The 20,022-nt window shown below is 39.9% G+C and carries 21 protein-coding genes, 4 pseudogenes and 1 riboswitch; of the genes and pseudogenes, 8 read left to right on the top strand and 17 right to left on the bottom strand.

Annotated features, from left to right (window positions below; translation table 11 throughout):
• Positions 1-5 precede the first annotated feature (5 nt).
• Genes CZ382_RS22850 through ribD form a run of 3 tightly spaced genes read right to left on the bottom strand, consistent with a single transcriptional unit; the run spans position 6 to position 2,918 of the window.
• Positions 6-1,205 (bottom strand): bifunctional 3,4-dihydroxy-2-butanone-4-phosphate synthase/GTP cyclohydrolase II, encoded by a 1,200-nt coding sequence (locus CZ382_RS22850; RefSeq protein ID WP_088053350.1) that lies wholly within the window; start codon positions 1,203-1,205, stop codon positions 6-8.
• Between the two features lie 29 nt (positions 1,206-1,234).
• Positions 1,235-1,822, bottom strand: a complete 588-nt coding sequence (gene ribE, locus CZ382_RS22845) for a riboflavin synthase (protein ID WP_088053349.1) — start codon at positions 1,820-1,822, stop codon at positions 1,235-1,237.
• The gene (ribD, locus tag CZ382_RS22840; RefSeq protein WP_188725454.1) at positions 1,803-2,918 is read right to left on the bottom strand and encodes a bifunctional diaminohydroxyphosphoribosylaminopyrimidine deaminase/5-amino-6-(5-phosphoribosylamino)uracil reductase RibD; all 1,116 of its coding nucleotides are present in this window, start codon (positions 2,916-2,918) and stop codon (positions 1,803-1,805) included. The genes ribE and ribD overlap by 20 nt, the downstream gene beginning before the upstream one ends.
• Positions 2,919-3,310: 392 nt before the next feature.
• Positions 3,311-3,460: riboswitch (FMN riboswitch) on the bottom strand.
• A gap of 366 nt (positions 3,461-3,826) precedes the next feature.
• On the opposite strand from ribD, the gene CZ382_RS22835 reads away from it, so the two are divergent.
• Together CZ382_RS22835 and CZ382_RS22830 are read left to right on the top strand one after the other, a co-directional pair.
• Complete coding sequence (locus tag CZ382_RS22835) at positions 3,827-5,185, top strand: alkaline phosphatase (protein ID WP_088053348.1); 1,359 nt, start codon at positions 3,827-3,829, stop codon at positions 5,183-5,185.
• 97 nt (positions 5,186-5,282) lie between these two features.
• The gene (locus CZ382_RS22830) at positions 5,283-6,275 is read left to right on the top strand and encodes a DmpA family aminopeptidase (RefSeq protein ID WP_088053347.1); all 993 of its coding nucleotides are present in this window, start codon (positions 5,283-5,285) and stop codon (positions 6,273-6,275) included.
• Between the two features lie 36 nt (positions 6,276-6,311).
• Here CZ382_RS22830 and CZ382_RS22825 read toward each other — a convergent pair whose 3' ends face one another.
• The 6 genes from CZ382_RS22825 to CZ382_RS22800 form a co-directional block, all read right to left on the bottom strand.
• On the bottom strand, positions 6,312-6,962 hold the full coding sequence (locus tag CZ382_RS22825; protein ID WP_088053346.1) for a VC0807 family protein: 651 nt from the start codon (positions 6,960-6,962) through the stop codon (positions 6,312-6,314).
• A 163-nt stretch (positions 6,963-7,125) separates the two neighbouring features.
• Positions 7,126-7,467, bottom strand: a complete 342-nt coding sequence (locus CZ382_RS22820; RefSeq protein ID WP_159457865.1) for a hypothetical protein — start codon at positions 7,465-7,467, stop codon at positions 7,126-7,128.
• Between the two features lie 77 nt (positions 7,468-7,544).
• Entirely contained in the window at positions 7,545-7,691 is a 147-nt protein-coding gene (locus tag CZ382_RS24965) for a MerR family DNA-binding transcriptional regulator (protein ID WP_088053344.1), read from the bottom strand.
• 132 nt (positions 7,692-7,823) lie between these two features.
• Positions 7,824-8,675 carry an RluA family pseudouridine synthase gene (locus CZ382_RS22810; RefSeq protein ID WP_230856181.1) on the bottom strand — a complete coding sequence of 284 codons (852 nt, stop codon included), beginning with the start codon at positions 8,673-8,675 and terminating at the stop codon, positions 7,824-7,826.
• A 76-nt stretch (positions 8,676-8,751) separates the two neighbouring features.
• Entirely contained in the window at positions 8,752-8,982 is a 231-nt protein-coding gene (locus CZ382_RS22805) for an excisionase family DNA-binding protein (RefSeq protein WP_088053343.1), read from the bottom strand.
• A 194-nt stretch (positions 8,983-9,176) separates the two neighbouring features.
• Positions 9,177-9,458 carry a GNAT family N-acetyltransferase gene (locus tag CZ382_RS22800; RefSeq protein ID WP_088053342.1) on the bottom strand — a complete coding sequence of 94 codons (282 nt, stop codon included), beginning with the start codon at positions 9,456-9,458 and terminating at the stop codon, positions 9,177-9,179.
• Between the two features lie 118 nt (positions 9,459-9,576).
• On the opposite strand from CZ382_RS22800, the gene CZ382_RS22795 reads away from it, so the two are divergent.
• Positions 9,577-9,777, top strand: coding sequence for a hypothetical protein (locus tag CZ382_RS22795; RefSeq protein WP_088053341.1), 201 nt, complete (start codon positions 9,577-9,579; stop codon positions 9,775-9,777).
• A gap of 60 nt (positions 9,778-9,837) precedes the next feature.
• Here the strand turns inward: CZ382_RS22795 and cyoE are convergent, their stop codons facing one another.
• Positions 9,838-10,773 (bottom strand): heme o synthase, encoded by a 936-nt coding sequence (gene cyoE, locus CZ382_RS22790; RefSeq protein ID WP_088053340.1) that lies wholly within the window; start codon positions 10,771-10,773, stop codon positions 9,838-9,840.
• 320 nt (positions 10,774-11,093) lie between these two features.
• On the opposite strand from cyoE, the gene CZ382_RS22785 reads away from it, so the two are divergent.
• On the top strand, positions 11,094-11,579 hold the full coding sequence (locus CZ382_RS22785; protein ID WP_235000495.1) for a hypothetical protein: 486 nt from the start codon (positions 11,094-11,096) through the stop codon (positions 11,577-11,579).
• A 160-nt stretch (positions 11,580-11,739) separates the two neighbouring features.
• Here the strand turns inward: CZ382_RS22785 and CZ382_RS24695 are convergent.
• From CZ382_RS24695 to CZ382_RS22765, 4 genes and pseudogenes are all read right to left on the bottom strand, one after another.
• Positions 11,740-11,910 (bottom strand): annotated as a pseudogene (locus CZ382_RS24695) (DUF6688 family protein); the annotation flags it as partial.
• Positions 11,911-12,612: 702 nt separating this feature from the next.
• Entirely contained in the window at positions 12,613-12,912 is a 300-nt protein-coding gene (locus tag CZ382_RS22775; RefSeq protein ID WP_268811352.1) for an aminoglycoside 6-adenylyltransferase, read from the bottom strand.
• 221 nt (positions 12,913-13,133) lie between these two features.
• The gene (locus CZ382_RS22770; RefSeq protein ID WP_088053337.1) at positions 13,134-14,024 is read right to left on the bottom strand and encodes an Rpn family recombination-promoting nuclease/putative transposase; all 891 of its coding nucleotides are present in this window, start codon (positions 14,022-14,024) and stop codon (positions 13,134-13,136) included.
• 251 nt (positions 14,025-14,275) lie between these two features.
• Complete coding sequence (locus tag CZ382_RS22765) at positions 14,276-14,737, bottom strand: DinB family protein (protein ID WP_088053336.1); 462 nt, start codon at positions 14,735-14,737, stop codon at positions 14,276-14,278.
• 612 nt (positions 14,738-15,349) lie between these two features.
• On the opposite strand from CZ382_RS22765, the gene erm reads away from it, so the two are divergent.
• The gene (erm, locus tag CZ382_RS22760; protein WP_088053335.1) at positions 15,350-16,216 is read left to right on the top strand and encodes a 23S ribosomal RNA methyltransferase Erm; all 867 of its coding nucleotides are present in this window, start codon (positions 15,350-15,352) and stop codon (positions 16,214-16,216) included.
• 103 nt (positions 16,217-16,319) lie between these two features.
• On the opposite strand, the gene CZ382_RS22755 is transcribed toward erm, so the two are convergent.
• From CZ382_RS22755 to CZ382_RS22745, 3 genes and pseudogenes are all read right to left on the bottom strand, one after another.
• Positions 16,320-16,667 (bottom strand): DUF4260 domain-containing protein, encoded by a 348-nt coding sequence (locus tag CZ382_RS22755; RefSeq protein ID WP_088053334.1) that lies wholly within the window; start codon positions 16,665-16,667, stop codon positions 16,320-16,322.
• 63 nt (positions 16,668-16,730) lie between these two features.
• Positions 16,731-17,111, bottom strand: a pseudogene (locus CZ382_RS22750) (GrpB family protein); the annotation flags it as partial.
• Positions 17,110-17,310: pseudogene (locus tag CZ382_RS22745) on the bottom strand (DUF4158 domain-containing protein); the annotation flags it as partial. The pseudogenes CZ382_RS22745 and CZ382_RS22750, both read right to left, overlap by 2 nt.
• 140 nt (positions 17,311-17,450) lie before the next feature.
• On the opposite strand from CZ382_RS22745, the pseudogene CZ382_RS24600 reads away from it, so the two are divergent.
• The 3 genes and pseudogenes from CZ382_RS24600 (at position 17,451) to CZ382_RS22730 (ending at position 19,958) form a co-directional block, all read left to right on the top strand.
• A pseudogene (locus CZ382_RS24600) lies at positions 17,451-18,021 on the top strand (recombinase family protein).
• Positions 18,022-18,203: 182 nt separating this feature from the next.
• Positions 18,204-18,887 (top strand): response regulator transcription factor, encoded by a 684-nt coding sequence (locus tag CZ382_RS22735; protein ID WP_188725832.1) that lies wholly within the window; start codon positions 18,204-18,206, stop codon positions 18,885-18,887.
• 36 nt (positions 18,888-18,923) lie between these two features.
• Positions 18,924-19,958 (top strand): sensor histidine kinase, encoded by a 1,035-nt coding sequence (locus tag CZ382_RS22730; protein ID WP_088053332.1) that lies wholly within the window; start codon positions 18,924-18,926, stop codon positions 19,956-19,958.
• Positions 19,959-20,022 lie beyond the last annotated feature (64 nt).

Genomic DNA, 20,022 nt, shown 5'->3' with positions numbered 1-20,022 from the left:
TTCCATTAATGATGCAATTCTAGCAAGTGACTTAATTTAGCAAATTTCGTATGCATATATTTCTCATTTTCTTTGCGAGGCGGTGTTTGGAGTGGAATGCGTCGTTCGACGGTGATTCCATGTGGCTCCAAACTGGTTATTTTTGCCGGATTATTCGTCAGCAGGTCGACTTTTTTTACACCTAAATCCAATAAAATCTGAGCACTGAGATCATATTCCCGTAAATCCGGAGCAAACCCGAGTTGTTCATTCGCCTCCACCGTATCTGCTCCAGAATCCTGCAGCTTGTATGCTCGCAGTTTATTCATCAACCCGATGCCACGTCCTTCTTGCCGCATATATATTAAAACGCCACGTCCGGCTTCATTAATTTTAGCAAGTGCTTCATGTAATTGTGATCCACAATCACAGCGGTAAGACCCAAATACATCACCCGTTAAACATTCGGAATGGATCCGGGTTAATGTTGGTATATCTGACTGAATATCACCTTTAACCAGGGCAATATGTTCTTTGTCATCAAGGTCGTTGGAATAGCCAATTACACTAAACGTGCCAAATTCAGTCGGCAATACCGTTTCAACCTCACGTTTAACATGTCTTTCGTGTTTTTTACGATAATCAATTAATGCTTTGATCGTAATTATTTTCAGCGAAAATTGTTTGGACATCTTCAGCAAGTCCGGAACGCGGGCCATTGTGCCATCTTCTTTAATAATCTCGCAAATGACCCCGGAAGGAAAAGCACCACTTAGGTTAGCCAAGTCAAGAGAAGCCTCGGTATGACCAGGACGCGTCAAAACACCGCCGTCTTTGGCCATTAGCGGAAAAACATGCCCAGGCTGTTTAAATTCTTCAGCACGTACATCCTGCCTGAGTAATGATTGAATGGTCTTCGAACGCTCCACAGCACTTATACCGGTTGTTGTATCTTTGTGATCAATGCTCACCGTAAAAGCAGTTCCGAACGGGTCTGTGCTTTGATCCGTCATCATCGAAAGGCCTAATCTCTTTGCTAAATCTGCTTTGATCGAGGTACAAACTAACCCCTTTCCGTGGGTAATCATAAAATTAATCACATCAGGGGTTGCCTTTTCGGCTAATGCAACAAGATCTCCTTCATTTTCTCTGGTTTCATCATCAACAACAATAATTGGCTTCCCCTTCCTTAAATCGACAATCGCCTCTTCAATGGAATGAAACATCCTACCCATCCTTTCTTTTTCATTAATCGTTAACTAAGCATATTTCCGACATACTTAGCGAGCATGTCACACTCGATATTGACCGCATCCCCCTTCTTCTTAGCACCTAAAATCGTTGCTGATGCGGTGTGGGGAATAAGGGAAATGGTTAGCTTATTTTCATCAACCCCAAATACAGTCAAGCTTACACCATCAAGTGCAATCGAGCCTTTCAGCACAACATATTTTGTCAGGCTCTCCGGAATTTCGATTTCATAGTAAATGGCATTTTCCCGCTTTTTCTTACTTACTATTTCTCCGATTCCATCGACATGTCCGGAAACAAAATGGCCACCGAACCTGCCATTAGCAGGCATCGATCCTTCTAGATTTACCTTGGAACCCGGTTTCAGCGATTTTAGTGAAGTTGATTTAATTGTTTCCGGCATAACCTCTACTTGAAAATTGCTTACCATAAAATTAGTAACCGTTAAACAGACTCCGTTTACGGCAATACTATCGCCTATCCGTACATCGTTTAACACCTTTTTTGCTGCAATTGTCATCTGGATTGCTTGTTCCGATACCTGTTGCAGCTGCTTAATCGTACCTTTCTCCTCAATGATTCCCGTAAACATCTAACTCCTCCTTCTTTGGTTCTGCGACAATTTTTATATCTTCACCAATCATCTCAACATCCTTTATGCGAAGTGACAGGGTCTCAGCAATGGACTGGAATCCCGGCCCAGCAATAGCGGTCGGAGCTGTTTTCCCCCCAATTAATTTAGGGGCAATATAAAAAATGATTTCATTCAGCAGATTCTCCTGCAAAAAAGCACCATTTATTGCAGCACCGCCTTCCACAAAGAGGGACATTATGCCCTTACTCCCTAGCACCTGCAAAACAGCTGATACATTAATCTGGTCACGATCCAATGAAATGATGGTTACACGATTCCGTTGCTGATAAGCTTTCTTTTTCTCATCAGGTACATTTTTGCCAGTAAAAATCCATGTGTCTGCCTGATTATCGGTAATAACAGCGGCATCTACTGGTGTTCTAAGACTTGTGTCCAAAACAATACGAACCGGATTCTTACCGCCACCCGCAAGCCTTGTCGTAAGTGATGGGTTATCAGCAATGATCGTATTCACCCCAACAAGAATGGCATCATGCTTATGTCGATATTCATGCACATCCAGCCGCGCCTTCTTCCCTGTAATCCATTTGCTGTCACCAGTAGCGGTAGCAGTTTTTCCATCCAGGCTAACTGCTGATTTCATCGTGACATATGGTGTTTTTGTTTTGATATAATGAAAAAATGCTGCATTGACCGCTTCAGCCTTCTCTTGAAGTAAGCCTAATTCCACATCAACGCCGGCATCGCGAAGCTTTGTAATTCCTCTCCCTGCAACCTTTTCGTTTGGATCCGAAACAGCTATGACACACCGTTTGATCCCCATTTCAATAATATAATCTGCACATGGCGGGGTTTTTCCGTGATGACTGCACGGCTCCAGTGTGACATAAATTGTTGCACCAATGGCCTTTTCCCCTGCCATTTGTAATGCATGAACTTCTGCATGGGATCCGCCTGCTTTCAGATGGGCGCCAAACCCAATTATTTGTCCTTCTTTAACAACAACCGCCCCAACCGGAGGATTTGGGCTTGTTTGACCGGCAACTTTACCAGCAAGCTTCAGAGCAAATCGCATATAATCTTCATCCTTCAATGACATCACTCCACTCCTTTTATTTTTCATTAAAAAAGCCCCCGAATAAGCTTCGGAGGCGTAAGAACAGAATTTTCATCAACAAGCAATAAACCTATGTATGAACAAAGGCGCAAGCGACCGTTTAGCGGCGTATGTGCTGGACTGAGCCGTAGGAGATAAAGGAAACACGGTGAGCTGGAAGCGAACCGATGTTGACTTATCGTACGGAGGTGAAGGAAGCACATTAGCCGCTGGGCGCTGGAGCCGGACGTGGCCTACCTTGATCCAAGCTGAATAGGGCTAAAATTTTATACTTTCCTATCCCTTGAAAAAAAGGTATACTAATAGATTGGACGTAAAAAAACATACATCTCTATAAGTATTTTCTATACACAGATAGCTTCTATCCGAAATTCCTTCTCCCATCCAGACTATAACTGTCGGCTCTGGAGTTTCACCAGATCCACCGTTTGGTATTCAAACCGCACGGGTCACGGACTTAGAACAAAAATGAGTTCCTTACCGTCGGTCGGGAATTGCACCCTGCCCCGAAGGAAATTGCGATATGAAGTTGTATGTTAGTTATAACGTAAATGGGATTTGATCGCAAGTTTTTTGAACTTTATATTTTTATTCCAGCGTGTTCATTTTTGCTGTTACCGTGCATTTTGGATCAAAGAATGGATTTATGACGTTCGAACCGCGCTAAAAATACTGTTTTTTGATAAGAAAATAATTCTGGTTTAGCCCTATGTAGACTTTTGCAGTTCGATTTAACTATTTTCGACTACTTTTAAAGAATCTCTAAACTCTATTAAGAATACATTAAAAATTCACAACTAATCGACTATGTTTAAAAAGAACATTTTATTCTACTATAAAAGTAGTTTCATAGTTTTATTATAACTTTACTAAGGAGGAGAATCATGAGAAAAAGAGTATGGCTGATTGTAGTTATTTGTATCCTTACTGTAGGCGGATTGCTTGGAGCAAACGGTGTAAGCTCTTATGCTGATAGCCCAAAGCACAAAGAAACACCTCACAACAAAGGCAAAGCAAAAAACGTAATCGTACTAATTGGTGATGGTATGGGCCCTGCTTATACCACAGCATATCGTTACATGAAAGATGATCCTTCCACCCCAGAGATGGAGAAAACTATTTTTGATACCTATTTTACAGGAATGGCAAAGACGTATTCTAACGACGAAGAAGAGAATATAACCGATTCAGCAGCTGCAGCAACATCGATGGCAGCGGGAATAAAAACATATAATGGTGCTATCTCTGTTGATACAGATAAACAGCCTGTTAAGACCGTACTAGAGGCCGCAAAAGAAAAAGGAAAGGCAACTGGGCTTGTTTCAACATCACAAATAACCCATGCTACACCAGCAGCTTTTGGTGCACATGATGTTTCCAGACAAAACTATGATGCAATTGCTGATGACTATTTTGACGAAATGATCAGTGGAAAACATAAGATAGATGTCATGCTTGGAGGCGGTACCAATTATTTTGATCGTGATGATCGAAATCTAATTCAAGAATTTAAAGAAGACGGCTATAGCTATGTGACATCTGCTGGCGAAATGGAAGAAAATAAAAATGGGAAGTTACTTGGCTTATTTGCTCCGGTAGGTCTGCCAAAGGCAATTGATCGTGATGAATCTACACCTTCACTAGAAGATATGACGAAAGCAGCGTTAGAAAAATTAAGTAAAGATAAGGATGGATTTTTCCTTATGATTGAGGGCAGCCAAATCGACTGGGCCGGACACGATAACGATTCCGTTAGTGTCATGAGTGAAATGGAGGATTTCGCAAAGGCATTCGAAGCAGCCATTGCATTTGCCAAAGAAAACAAGCATACTCAAGTTGTCTTAACTGCCGATCATGCAACAGGAGGATTCTCGATTGGGCGTGACGGGGGATATAATTTCAACCCAGATGCAATCAAAGCAGCTAAACGCACACCTGAATTTATGGCTCAGCAAATAATCAATGGAGCGTCAGTTGAGGACGTGTTAGATGAGTACGTTGAATTTGATTTCACAGAAAATGAGCTGCAGTCAATTAGGGAAGCTGCTGACAGCGACGATTTTGATACCCTCTATCATGGAATTTCGGAGGTATTTAATAAGCGGGCTGGTGTCGGATTTACTACTGGCGGACACACCGGGGTCGATGTACCAGTATATGCTTACGGTCCAAAGAGTGAACGATTTTCCGGATTGATCGAAAACACGGACATTGCGAATGAAGTTTTCAGGTTTTTAAAATAAACATTTCATAGGCTTGCTCCTTTAGAATGGTGCAAGTCTATTTTTATCCATTGAATATCGGTATAATAATGGTAAAAGCTTGAAAGGAGCAAACAAAATGACATCTCTACCAAAAGGCAGTTCGAATTGTATTACGGATGTTTCCGGTATCAAGGTTGGACATGTAACGCTATATGAAAAAATCGATGAACAGGATACCATTTGTACTGGCGTAACAGCTATCCTGCCGCATGGTGGAAATCTTTTTACGAAAAAAGTCCGTGCAGCAAGTTCTGTTATTAACGGGTACGGGAAAACGGTTGGACTTGTCCAAGTTGATGAGCTTGGGCTACTGGAGTCACCGATTATGTTAACCAACACATTCAGTGTAGGCACAGTCTTGCAAGGAACACTACAATACATGCTGAATGAAAACGAGGAAATTGGCGATTCGGCAAGTTCGATTAATATTGTTGTGGGTGAGTGTAATGATAGTTGTTTAAATTCGATGCGTCTGCAAGCGGTGAAACCGGAGCATGCAATAGAAGCGATCCGAAACGCAACAAGTAAACCCGTAATAGAAGGTGCTGTTGGTGCTGGGAAAGGGATGGTCTGCTTTGGGTATAAGGGCGGAATCGGCACTGCTTCCCGCCTCGTTGCGGTCGATGATGTGCAATATACGGTTGGATGTCTCGTACTAAGTAATTTCGGCAAGCGAGAAGACGCTCTTTTCACTAGCTGGGACACAGAAAAGCTTACTATGCCCGATGGCTCGATCATGATGATCATTGCGACCGATGCCCCGCTTTATGACAGGCAGTTGAAGCGGTTAGCCAAACGTTGTACCGCAGGATTAGGCCGAACTGGAAGCCATATTGCGAATGGCAGTGGTGATATCGCAATCGCCTTTTCAACAGCCAATCCATACAGCCATGAAAGTAACGAGCATGTAGCATCCATGACGTTTGTACGTGATGATCATCCGGCTATGAATAAGCTTTTTCAAGCGGTAGTAGAAGTCACGGAAGAAGCAGTGATTCGTTCTCTCAAAAAAGCGGAAACGACAAAAGGCAGAAAGGGACGAGTGGTCGAGAAGGCCCCTTTTGTTTAAAAAACGGGCAGATGCTCGTTTTTTAGTCTGCTAATACTACCCCTCTAATGGCTTAACGGTCTGCTCATGCCGACCTGCTTCTAAAAATTTGTTTATCTTTACACCTACAAAAATGAAGCCAGCAAAAATGATCCCACTAAAAATAAAGCCGCTTATGTTCATGTAAATTAATAGCTGGCCATATGCATCCACTCCATAGGCTTGAATTAACCAGGCTTTCAGGGAGTTTTGAAAAACACAACGGAACACAAACACTAACGTGAGTAATTGATACCACACAAAAATTCCTTTAGTATTATATAAAGCCAGACTATCCTTTCGCCGGTAACCTTGCAAATAAGCCCAGTCCACAGCGAAATAGAGTGCTAATGGTTTCCTGATAGCCATGGACAATAGAAAGAATGCAGCATAGCCAAATCCTAAATATACCTGATTCCAAAGCATACTTTCAGCAGTTGCTGACAGGAGATTTACGGTTGTGCTTATCACCAATGATCCAATGATAGACAGGCCTGCTATATTAAATTGTCGTTCTTTTATAAACCGATACACTGTATAAATAAATCCGGGAACAGTTGATAATAGTAAAGCAAGATAATCTCCAAAAATATCTCTTCCATGCGCCCAAAGCAAATATGGAATAGCAGCATAACAAACTATATCCAGCACCATGATATTCTTTTTCATAGGCTCTCACCTTGTTCATAACCGCGGAACAAATGTTCACATGCTTCATTCATGAATTGCACAATTTCCTCATCAAATTGATAGAATCCTGGTACTTTATTTTCGAGGTTAACTTGCCAAGTTTTGTGCGCAAGATCCCGGTCTCCATCGTACATCTCATATGCTAGATCCAGCCATCGTCTTGCAGTTTCTGTGCTTCATTTGATGTGGGATCCTTATCAAGATTTTTGCGGATATCGTTTACAATGTCTACCCACTTACTTATTTCTTCATAATCTTTGCCGGCCTTTGGCAAGTTTTTTAATAAACGCTGTTCCTTTGCAGTGAAATGACGATTCCAGATTTCTCTCATTTGCTTTTTATCCTTTTGGGGAGGGAAAAACTTTGTAAATAGATTGTCCCAATCCTCTTTCCCCTCCAATTCCATCACTTGAATAAGCGAACGAATTGTTTCCTTCGACTTTTCAAGCTGTTGTTGCTCCAGTTCAATTACTTTCAGACGCATACAAAGCAAATCCTTTGGGGTCCTGATTTGTTGATCCAATATTCCATGTATTGTATCGAGGCTGAACCCAAGATCTTTCAACATGATAATAACTTGTAATTTCGCAGCCTTCTTAGAATCATACTCCCCACCTCAGCGGGAGACAATAAACCAATTTCATCATAGTACATTAACGTTCGTACAGTAACATCATTCATCCCAGCTAACTGTCCAATCGAACACATATATACTTCACCCTGTAACAACTATTAAGTTTTATTATATAGGTTTACGTTACGTAAGGTGCAAGTGTTTTTTTAATAATCCGATTGTTCATGTACAAGTACAAGAATATCGAGTTGGGATCAATCCGCTTTTTATTTCACCTTATCAAAAAAATTTTTTGGCACATCGGCTTCAAACCGCAATAACTCCCCTGTAGTCGGATGCTCAAAAGCTAGCACCTTCGCATGAAGTCCAAGTCTCCCAATAGGATTTCCAGTCGCCCCGTATTTTTTATCTCCGACAACCGGATGCCCAAGGTCTTGCATATGGACACGAATTTGGTTTTTCCGTCCAGTCTCAAGACGGACTTCTAATAAGGAAAAGTTTTTATTCGATTGGATGACGTGGTAATGTGTAATTGCATGCAGTCCGTCATTTTTTATCCCGCTGGAATACATTAGGTGTGTGCGGCTTTCTTTTAGCCGAGACGCTATCGTTCCCTTATCTTTTGTTAATTTTCCTTCCACAAGTGCAACATAGGTACGTTCCTTCACATTTTCCTTCCAAGCATGTTGCAAGGCCTGCTTCACCTGCTCATTTTTGGCAAACATCATAACACCAGATGTCTCTTTATCAAGTCGATGAACGACATAAATACGGCGTTGGGAATTTTCCCGACGTACATAGTCCATTAATTGGTGATAGACAGTTTTTTTCTTCTCCTTTTTGGTTGCGATTGATAATAGACCAGCATCCTTTTTAACCACGATGATGTCACCATCCTCATAAAGTATGGACATGCCGATAAATGTACTTTCTTTGACAGCCGCTTTATTTTTTAAAATGGTAACAGTTTGACCAGGTTGGAGACGATAATTATATTTTGTTTCGATGTGATTGTTAACCGTAACCTGCCCCCGTGAAAGAATGGATTTAACGGAATTTCTGCTGCGATTTGCCATGACCTTTAATAAAAATGGTAAAAGTTCTGACGGATATTCCACTTTGTACGTGAGGGATTTTTCCTGTCGCTTGCTGGGATACTTGTGTTTTTACCGCAAATTGTAAACTCCTTTATCATTAGTCCTCGTTTTTAACATCGATGTCCTCAGGAATTGGCTCGCTTAAATATTCCTGAATCTGTTTTCTATAGTTTTCTACCTGTTCGAAATGGGTTGTGAATTGCTCCTTGTTTATGAAGTATTGTTCCCCATCATGCACTGCGCGAATTCGATTTTGTAAGACGAATGCTCTAATTTCCACTTCATCAATGGACAAATATTCTGCTGTTTCCTTTATGGTGAGGTACATGTGAATATCCTTTCCGACTAATTGATATATGTAATTATACGGTAATTTACGATAAATAACTAATTCTGACAGGAACTTATATGATAAAATAGCCCTTCTACAAGAGGCAGTCGGGAGAGTGAACATCCGAAGAAGAGACAGGAGACGGAGGCGGTTATCTTCCCCTCCCCCCTATCAATTCGGGAATATCCTAATTACTTCTTACTAAGCACATCATGATATTCCGGTGTTTTTTCGATTTTATTTTTTGCATATGAACACTCTGGAATAATCTTCTTCCCTTCTTCTCTCGCGTACTTTACCACTCGTTCTACTAGCTTTCCAGCAACACCTTCACCACGTAGTTCATCCTGCACAAACGTGTGGTCAACAATTAAATCGGTATCGCCAGACTGTGTAAATGTAATTTCTGCCAATGGCTCTTCTTCATTCTCACCTACAAAAAACTTGTTTTTACCTTGCTTAATAGTAACCATCATATTCTCTCCTTTTAATTTATACAAAATGATCACGTTAACATTTTAGAAGACGTAAAATCCTTAATACATATTTTTCATCCATATTCCTATTCTAATCAGGAAAGGGGTGATTAACATGCCTAGAGAGACTGCCAATACCGGATCTCAACCCTCTCCCCATTTTGATGGCAGACGTGATTCTATTGCCCATGATCCTTCGGGTGTACAAATGGGCGTACGAGATGACTTTAACAATACGAAAAATGCTCATTACGTAAACAAATTAAAAAACAAAGAGGAAAACAGGCTGGATAACAATTCAGCCGGTAAACATTAAACAAGATACCAGGGGATAAATTTGCTTCCCCTGGTTATTTTAGTTTAGATCCGGAACAACTTAACCAGCTGCAGGCAAGGTTACAACGATCATCATCAAGAATAGTATGGTCAAATAACTTAACGAATAAATAAAGTTTTTATGGGCCCACTGCCAATTATCTTTTGCAGAAAAACCGCGAATACCCAAAATAAGCCAGCCAACGTTTAGAGCGGTGGCGATTACTATAAATGTTGTTCCAAGCGGCGCTAACAGAAATGGCAATGGTAATAAGCAGGCAATATACACAACCATTTGCCGTTTGGTAAAGTTAAATCCATGCACAACCGGAAGCATGGCAACCCCTGCTGCCTTATACTCATCATATTTTTTGATAGCGATCGAAAAAGTATGTGGAATTTGCCAAATAAATAAAATAAAAAACAAGACAATTGGTACGACATGATATGCCGGCTCGATTGCTGCCCAGCCAATTAAAGGCGTAACAGCCCCGGAAATACTTCCAATAATGGTATTTAACGTATATTTTCGTTTGGACCACATGGTATACAAAAAGACATACGTAAACCAGCCGATGAAAGCATAAATTGTTGCTTCAAGTGTTGTTAACAGCAAGATAACTAACCCAATTGCAGAAAGAGCAATTCCGAGTATCAGCACAGTTTTTAGTGAAATATGACCTGTTACTGTAGGCCGTTTTTTTGTCCGATCCATTACCGCATCGATATCGACATCATACCAGTTATTCAGGATAAGCGCCCCTGCCATCACAAAGGTACTGCCGACTATCGTAAGTACAAACAATTCCCAGTTCTCGGCAAAGGTTGAATTAGTAAAATGGAGAGCAAGCCAAAACCCCGTAAGAACAGGTAACACATTTGATATTAAAACAATCGCTTTAAATAGCTCTTTAAAATCAGCGATTAAGGAATTTGGTTTCGTTGCTACATGAGCATTTCCAATCTTCAATGAAGAAGGTGTATCCGCTTTGTTCATTTCGTTTCCTCCTAAAAGTGGAATCCACCCTAATAATAAGTGTTATTACTATTGTAACGGTTTTAGCAAAATTATTTAAGTCAAAAGAACTTGAAACAATAGTCATAATATATTTTACTTTACCAAAGGATGGAGTGACTCGCTCGGGTATGTTCGCTTTTCGTTTTTCCCTTCTTAGTTACAATCATCAAAACGCGAAGAAAGTCCTTTTACCGATTTGTGATTAGCGTTTCAATGCCGTAAAAATTATTAAAGAATAACACTTTTACGTGATCTTGGACGTCCATTGCTACATATGGTGGGGTATAAGGAGGTGAAAAGTGTTGAAGAAGGTTTTAACGGTACTATTTCCCTTTGTTATCTTATTGGCTGGATGCTTTAATGATGCGGTGCAGGATGATCTGCTAAATTATGTAAACAAAGAAATGAGCCCTGCATTCGAATTGGAAAATGTCGCTATATCTGCCTATGACAATGTGTCGGGTGCCAACTATTCAGATGATCAAACGATGTATGCTGCCCTAGTCGACGAAGTACTTCCAAATTACAATGAATTCATCAATGAGTTAAATTATGTACATGTAGAAACGGATGAATTAAGAAAAATCCACGAACTATACATTAAGGGGGCAGACACGCAATACAATGCATTTGTCAAAATTACACATGCATTGGAAAAACAGGATCCGAGCATGATTGAGGAGGCAAACGGGATGCTCGATGAAGCGAAAAAGCATATACGTGATTATAAGCATGAACTTAACAAATTGGCAGATGAGCATGATGTAGAGTTGAAGGACAATTAAGAAGCTTTTATAAGTAGCCCTCAGTTAATCCCTCTAATTTTCTCTGTTTAAAATAATTTACCAGGCAGCGGCCTATGTCTTGGGATCACGTAGTCATTACACCTATTGCGCGTTTACAGTTCGGATTATAAGCTCACAACATTTTACGAGGATTACTGCCCTAGTTCCCTCGTTTACACCAATCACTATATTGGATATGAATCCGGTTTTCCGGATTTTTATCCACTGTGTACAGCACAATGAGAAAAAACCATTCCAAAGGCTTCATCAAAAGATAGACAATGTCCGCGGACCATTGTGAATTGATATGTCTGCTGATTGGATAGCCATATGTTCGGTGCCAACGTATTTGAATATTTATATAACGTAGCACCTTTTTCATCCCAAGCTCGCAAACCATTTTTGCCAACTGGTACCTCCCAGCCATTGTTCCCGAAAACACCCTCATCAAAGTAACTGATCCAGATGATGTTTTGTTGTGTAACATACAGATCCTGAATTCCGTCACCGAGCAGGAATTGTCTTATTAAATTTCCTTTAGCATCAAAGATCCTCGCATTTAAATCATACTTATTACTGTTGTAAAAATAGGAGCGCGCTGAGGCTAATAGTATGTTACCATCTTCTATTGGCTGAATAAAGTGATAATCCCATTTCTGGTTAGATAGAGATATTTCCTGTATTTCATTTTGTGATTGAATAATAATCTTATAATGACGTTCTTCTTCAGTTTGAATCTGTGGAAACATATCATCCACATAATCCGGTATTCTATCGACGGCAAGAACGCATACCTCTCCCTGTGAGCCAATCGAGATATTAACAATAACATATCCTTCCAACCTATCTTTAAAACCGTAATGGGAATTCAAAGTATATTCTTTTGTTACTTTCAACACGCTTCCCCACCTCTCTATTCAAAAATCTTACTTTCTTTTTTATACCTCATTTTTAATTAGAGAATTATAACATCCTTACATACATAAATAAAAATCATTAATGTTACTACTTTACCTGTGCATATCCTGAGCATTTAATGGCAATTTTTTAATACGTTTAAGATAAGCAGTAACATTTTTGTCATCATCATACGGATATATAAATCCAAAATGATCGGCAATAATGCTACTTTTCGAAATAGATCACTCATTATAAAAAGCGAGTCCCATATGCATTCATAATCTGCATTTGTGTATGTTTCGATAAATTCCCTCCATTCATCTTTTTCAAAAAAATCTTCAAAATACTTACCGTGTTTACCCGCGCTTCTTAAAAAATCTGTTTTAATACCTATATTCCATTCAATCATGCGGATTAGCACATTACGATTAATTTGTTCATGCAGTGTTCAAAATTAAATCCATCATTTCCTTTTCATTCCGCATAGATTCATTTCCTCCCTCCAATTCTCAAAACCTGCTTCCGTTAGTTACTAACCATCAAATTTATTGGCTTCTTCACCAGCAATTTTCCATTTTACGTTAATAAATGTTAACTATTTAAGGAAACGAAATAAACCCAAGACGGCACTCCATCTTGGAATTATTTCCAGTATTATAACGTTTCCCTCAGATTTTTTATCTCCTCTTTATTCAGGTGAGTTACTTTTGCAATAAATTCTATTGAAGCTCCTTCTTTTAGCATTTCAAGCGCAACTTCCTTAATCCCAAGTTCCTTTCCAATTTCTTTTCCAATCTTTTTCCCCTTCTCCTCATACGATATCGGAATCTCCAATATTTTATCTGCATCTTTCAACTGTTTAATCTCTTCCATTAATTCTTCCTCCTCTTCTTCATTCAATTTCAAATACGTTTCAAAAAATCCATAAATCAATCTTTGCTTAGCGGGGTTGATTTCCATTCTAGCTATCATTTTCAGAAATTCCATTTTTACATGAACTTTTTCTTCTTCCTTATACCCCATTTTGCTTAGTAATGCCGCAGCTACTGGATTATCCAATCTACTATAGTCGCGCCAATTCTTTTTGCGCAAATGCAGTGTCATGAAGTTAAAAGTTAGCACATGAAAGAAAGGAAATTCCATTGTATACGTATTCTCTTCCCATTTTCCATCATAGCTAAAAACGGCTATAGGGATAATTGGCTTTTTGTATTTGTTATACAAAAGACTAAAGTAATGAAACATCCGTTTATGAAAACCTGTCTCAACATAACTCTGTGGTTCGACATGAACAATAATGACTGTCTCCGCACCCTTCAGTTTAGTCTCCATAATAATGTCCAGTCTTCGAGTCTTTCCTTCGATTAAATCGGTATATACTTCTTCGGAGAGTGGCTTGATGGCTTGAAAATTTACGTAGTGGTGGACTTCCGGAAAAAAGGCCTCCAGAAATTCTTCAAAAAATGTGTTGATTAATTGCTTGAATAGTTGATCATGCTTGGTATAGCTAGGTGTGCTTTCTTTTACTAATGTAGCTACTGTCATTATAACACGTCCTTTATGGGGGTATGAAGTGGAAGTGACCGAGGTGTTTAACTACCTTCAGTATATCAAAAAGTATAATAAGAACAAGCGTTTCCGGATTTTTTGACCGTTTCCCAGTTATATTCAATTTCAATTTTGATTACGCAACAGGATTGGCCAACGGATAGACTCAATATGTGCTTTTTGCCTGACTTTTGAGCATACTCCGGTAAATATTACGCGTAGGAAACATCAAAGGAATCGGAACCTGGCTAATGAACACCTTGTTCCCGGTCCCAAGCCCCCATTTGTTTACGAATATGGACAATTTGCCCAATGTGATATGCATTGTGAAGCGTGAGATGGGCAATTTCCGAAGACCAATCATTCATTTTTTCATCGTTACAATTATTAATTGAACTTCTCCAATCGGTCATTATCTTGTCAATTAATTTTATAGTTGATTGCCAGCTTATTTCACCATTATTATAAAACGTGGAATCATTGGAATTTACTCCCTTAGCGTTAGGAATCCCATTGAAGCGATTTAAATATCGTTGATTGTAAAAGGCTAAATGATTAACGATTTCCCATATCGAATTTGTGGACTCATTGTCTTTCCATGATGCCTGTTCCTCGGATATGCCATCGATTGCATTCCTTAACGACACAAACCAAGTATTTTGATCGTGGCAAGCTGTTAATTGCTGAATAAAGACATATTTAATTTCCATTTGTCTCCTCCTTAAAATTTTTCGTTTTTAAATCTTTCTAACATCCAATTTTATAAACGACTAACCTCGGGAACACCAAATCTGCCTTACCAAGGATTTTCCATTTTTAAATATGGTTCCCTCCCTGCACTTGATTAATTTGTTCTCACATCATCTACGTTTGATTTAAAAATTGGTTTCAGAAAAGATACAAAACTGTTCCTGGTTTTCTTTGACATTTTCAAATAATGCCTTTATAATAAGCCTTATAATTTAAGATTTAACGAGGAGGATTATTGTAAATATGTATTCAGTCAGATTGCGTTTCGTAACTTTGAACCCGTAACTAAATACGTTCAAAGGCTCTGTTTGTGTATGCAGAGTAAATGGGAGCAGTCTGTCCTTTTTTAATAATCTTCATTTCGTATAATAAATATGGTATGTGGAAAGGCGGATCATTCTGTCTTTCTTTTTATTTATATTTCATTTTCTTTTTTTGCCTAGAATAAAAAGAGTTTATATGGAGGCAGTTACCTTGGTTAACCCTTAATTGAATATGGTGGGCTATCCCCTTTTACTTTGAATCACTGGCAGATGCCTGTGATTTTTTTATTTTCGAAAGGAAGGGATAGCATGACCAAAAAAATTCATAAGTATAGCGGGAAAAAATTAAGCCGTGGGGAGCCTCCCAATTTTTCGGGGCAGCATTTGATGCATAACAAAAAGTTGCTTCACGAAATTATAAATCGAGCAAATATTAGCAAAACAGATACAGTGTTAGAATTAGGTGCCGGCAAAGGTGCTTTAACAACCATATTGAATCAAAAGGCTGGAAAAGTATTGGCAGTTGAATACGATGCCAAGTTTATCGATATTCTGAAACAAAAAACAGCACAAAGTTCAAATACAAAAATCATCCATCAGGATATTATGAAATTACATTTGCCAAATGAAAAGTTTGTTGTCGTTTCCAATATTCCTTACGCCATTACAACTCCTATTATGAGACTGCTGCTTGATCGCCCTTCAAGCGGCTTTCAAAGAGGGATTATTGTCCTGGAAAAAGGGGCAGCAAAAAGATTTACATCAGGGACAATAAAAAACGCTTATGTTTTAGCTTGGAGGATGCAGTTTGACATAAACTATGTTAAAGAAATTTCCAGAAAAAATTTCTCGCCACCACCAAAAGTAGATTCAGCAATAATATCGATTAGCAGAAAAACAAAACCAGTGATACCAAATAAGCACCATACCGCTTTCCGAGGACTTGCAGAATTCGCACTTAGAGAACCAAAAGCAACGATAGATACAGCATTAAGAGGTATATTTACGCCACCTCAGATAAAGCATTTGAAAAGAAACACGAAATTGAAGACCGACACTTTAATTGCTTCATTAACAGAATCTCAATGGGGCATTGTCTTTGAAACGATGATGCAGCATGTTCCAAAACCGCTATGGCCAAGAATTAGAAAGAAAAAACCGGGTCGTTTTCGATAACGTCAAGATGGCGGATTCGTCCGTGCACTGATTTTGCCCTTCCCATCCTGCTTTTAAGAATTCTAAGGGGTGAGAGGGGCAATCTAAATTGCTTCTATAAATCTTAAACACGATTTAAATGTGTATCATTAAAGACGGTCGGATACTTTAACCCATATCCAAACATCCTGTCCATTCCAATATGAGCGGTCAAGATCAACCCAATTGCTAAGATCGTTTGGTTTGATCCTATTAGTCCAATGAGAATAGTGCCAGCTGATAAACTGTATGTATGAAATATGTTGTAAATAATGGCACCAGCTTTGTTATTAAGCGCATATCCAAGCATTGAAATATCCGGTGCTAACAGGAAGACAAAAAACCATAACCAACTAAATTGGTTGTATCCGTAAAAATATAGACTTAACACCAAGATAGCAAACCCCTCTAAGTGTAATAAAATTTTATTCAACTTTCCCCACTCCCTTTATCTTAATTCAATAGAATCAGCGTCGTGAAAATTTCCATAACTTGCCTAAGCATCCTCTTCTTTTTTGTTTAACCAATTCAGCGCCCGTTGTTCCAACGCTTGGACAAACGCCTTTTTTGCTTTACTGTAAAAGCTTGTATCATTATAACGTTTAGCTAGTTCCTCTTTAAGCCGTCCATACCGCTCGGCTTCTTCAGGATGGCTTCGCAAATAATCTCGGAATACCAAATGCCGCTTTATTTGCGGATTATCGAATTGATACACATGAATATGATGGGTTCTGTTCTCCCCTCCCTTTCGAAACAACCTTCTTCCCTGTATCCCCCATTCACCAGCGACATCGTATCCAAGTGACCGCATGCGCTCGTTGAATGCATCAATTTTCCGGATATCTTGAACAAGCATCATCATATCAATAACCGGTCGGCCATCCTGGATATCGAAGAATAGATAACTGAATTGCGAACCCTAAACGATTTTCTTCTCTCCTACGCTTAGATATGATTTCTAAATCCAGTTTAGAAAATGTGTAGTAGGTTCCCATTATCCACTCATCTTCAGGAACCTGCATAAGACTCTGCCTTTGGTTTGTTGTGAGTAATTCCCTTCCTCTTGCTATTGTCATGTTATCAGCTCTTTTCAATAAAAATTTTATTTACTCAATTATATCAATAGATTCTACTCTATTGGAACAAACGTAAATGAGTGGTAAAATGAGGTTTCCACATGTCCCATGTGACTTGTTTCAAAATAGGAATGGAAATTATGAGAAGAATCGGTTATGTAAGGGTCAGTTCGGTTGATCAGAATCCTGCAAGACAATACAAGCAACTCGAAGAAATAGGAATGGATATCATATTTGAAGAAAAGTTATCCGGAGCTACACAACGCCGACCAGAGCTACAAAAAATGTTAGATGAACTACAGGCAGATGATACGATTTTTGTTACAGACCTTACCCGGATTACCCGGAGCACAAGAGATTTATTTGAATTGGTCGATGACATCAAGCAAAAGAAGGCAAATTGAAGTCCTTGAAAGATACCTGGTTAGATTTATCCGAAGACATCCCTATAGTGAGTTTTTAATGACCGTCATGGGAGGCGTTAATCAATTAGAACGTGATCTTATTCGAATGCGTCAGCGTGAAGGAATAGGACTTGCCAAAAAAGAGGGGAAATATCGGGGGCGGGTAAAAAAATATCCTTCGAAACATGAAGGCATTAACTATGCAGTGGAACTTTACAGAGAGAGAAATATGACTGTTAAAAAAATTTGTAAAATCACAAATGTGTCAAGATCGGCTTTGTACAGAAAATTGGCAGAAAGGAAGTAAAGAAGCTAACCACATTAAAAAGTAAATATTTCCCATAGTGGCCCTTCAATCCTCGAATCGTTTCCGTACCCCCACCATAGGTGAAACATTAATCTGTGATATATTAATGAGGAGTAATTCTTTGTTACCTCAAATTATTTTATTTACAACAGTCAAATTTGCGACACTAGGAGGCTGGCTCGATGAAGATAAACATATTTATTGTTGAAGATGATGATGCTTTGTTTGCTGCGTTGAAGAAAGGTCTAGAGGCTTGGTCGTTCCGGGTCACGAGACCAGATGATTTTGAAGGTGTGATGCGTTCATTTCTTGAACAACAGCCTCAGCTCGTCATCATGGATGTCATACTCCCGAAATTTGACGGTTTTCATTGGTCTCGCGAGATTCGCGCTGTATCCAAAGTACCCATTGTTTTCCTTTCCTCCCGCGATCACCCAATGGATATGGTCATGGCGCTGAACATGGGGGCGGATGACTTCATCCAGAAGCCGTTTCATACAGACGTGCTTTATGCCAAAATTCAAGCCATTCTCCGGAGGACATATGCTTATGGCGAAGAGCAATCGAATTTTCTTGAATGGAACGGCGCCTTGATTGATTTGAATCGAGGTGTAATTCGAAACGCTGGGAAAGAAGTGGATTTAACAAAAAACGAATTTTTTATACTGATCACGCTCGTGAGATCGAACAATGTCATTATCTCGCGCCATGACTTGATGCGAAAGCTGTGGGAGGACGAGCAGTTCGTGAACGACAATACCCTCACGGCGAATATAACCCGTTTGCGGCAGAAGCTGGAGACAATCGATTTGGCAGACGCTATTGTGACAAAAAAAGGGCTTGGTTATATGGCCATCACTTTATAGAGATTATGAACATGTACTGATAGGGGGAACCGTGCCATGTTTATCCGTTACGTTGATGCAAGGAAAAGCTGGATTTTACTGTTTGCCGGCTTGCTCGGCTTAGCCAATGCTCTGATCCTGCTTGATCAAGGCATCCAGGTCACATCTACTTCTCTCCTTTATTTTAACGCCTTATTTATTCTGTCCTTTCTCCTGTTTTTTATATGGCGCTTCAAAAGAGAGACAAAATATGTCGCCGCGTTGGCTGCTCTGCAGGAAGACATGGCCTTAGACTGGATCGAGACACTTCCTGAGCCTGGGGACGGCCTAGATCAGATGACCAACGACATCTTACGGGAGGCCTCCCTTCAGTTCAAACGAAAGCTTTCTGACTATAAAGAAACTCAACTGATCGAGAATGAATTCACGGCCTCATGGATCCATGAGGTGAAGACTCCTCTCACCGCCATGAAGCTAATCCTGGACGCCCGGCCAAGTGATCCCGAAATACGTAAAATTGAAGCGGAATGGTTGCGGGTGTATTTGTTGGTCGACCGTCAGCTGCATATGACACGTCTGCCCGCGATCGAATCAGACTATGTTCTTGAATTGGCCTCCATACAGCGCCTTGCCGCGGAAGAAGTACGGGAGCTGGCGCCATGGTGTATGGAAAAAAATCTGGCGGTCAGTATCGAAGGAACGGATGTAAAGGCCATTACAGACCGAAAATGGTGCCGCTTCATCCTTCGGCAACTGTTGACGAATGCCGTGAAATATAATCCTGCGAATACGGCACTTATTATCGTGACGGATGTAACGGAGACAGGCCAAGTCTTTTTGGATGTCATCGATGAAGGACCGGGAATACAGCCGCACGAATTGCCGCGTATCTTTGACAAAGGCTTCACGGGCGAAAACGGCAGGATTCAAAACGCAGCGACCGGACTTGGGCTCTATCTTGCAAAAACCGTTGCAGATAAATTAGGAATTACCCTCAAAGCGCAACCCGGTCAAACGAAAGGTACGGTGATGCGAATGATCTTTGTCGATCCCAACGCATTCGAAGCTGTCCGAAGAGGGGCGGGCGAGTAATATCCAGCTATGAAGCAGTCAGGATTGCTCCTGGCTGTTTTTTGGTGTGGAATAGTGAACCTGA

The sequence above is a fragment of the Virgibacillus dakarensis genome (genome assembly GCF_900155625.1).
Taxonomy (GTDB): Bacteria; Bacillota; Bacilli; order Bacillales; family Amphibacillaceae; genus Lentibacillus_C; species Lentibacillus_C populi.
Note: the sequence above shows the minus strand (reverse complement) of the source record. Positions and strands in the feature narration are given on the sequence as shown.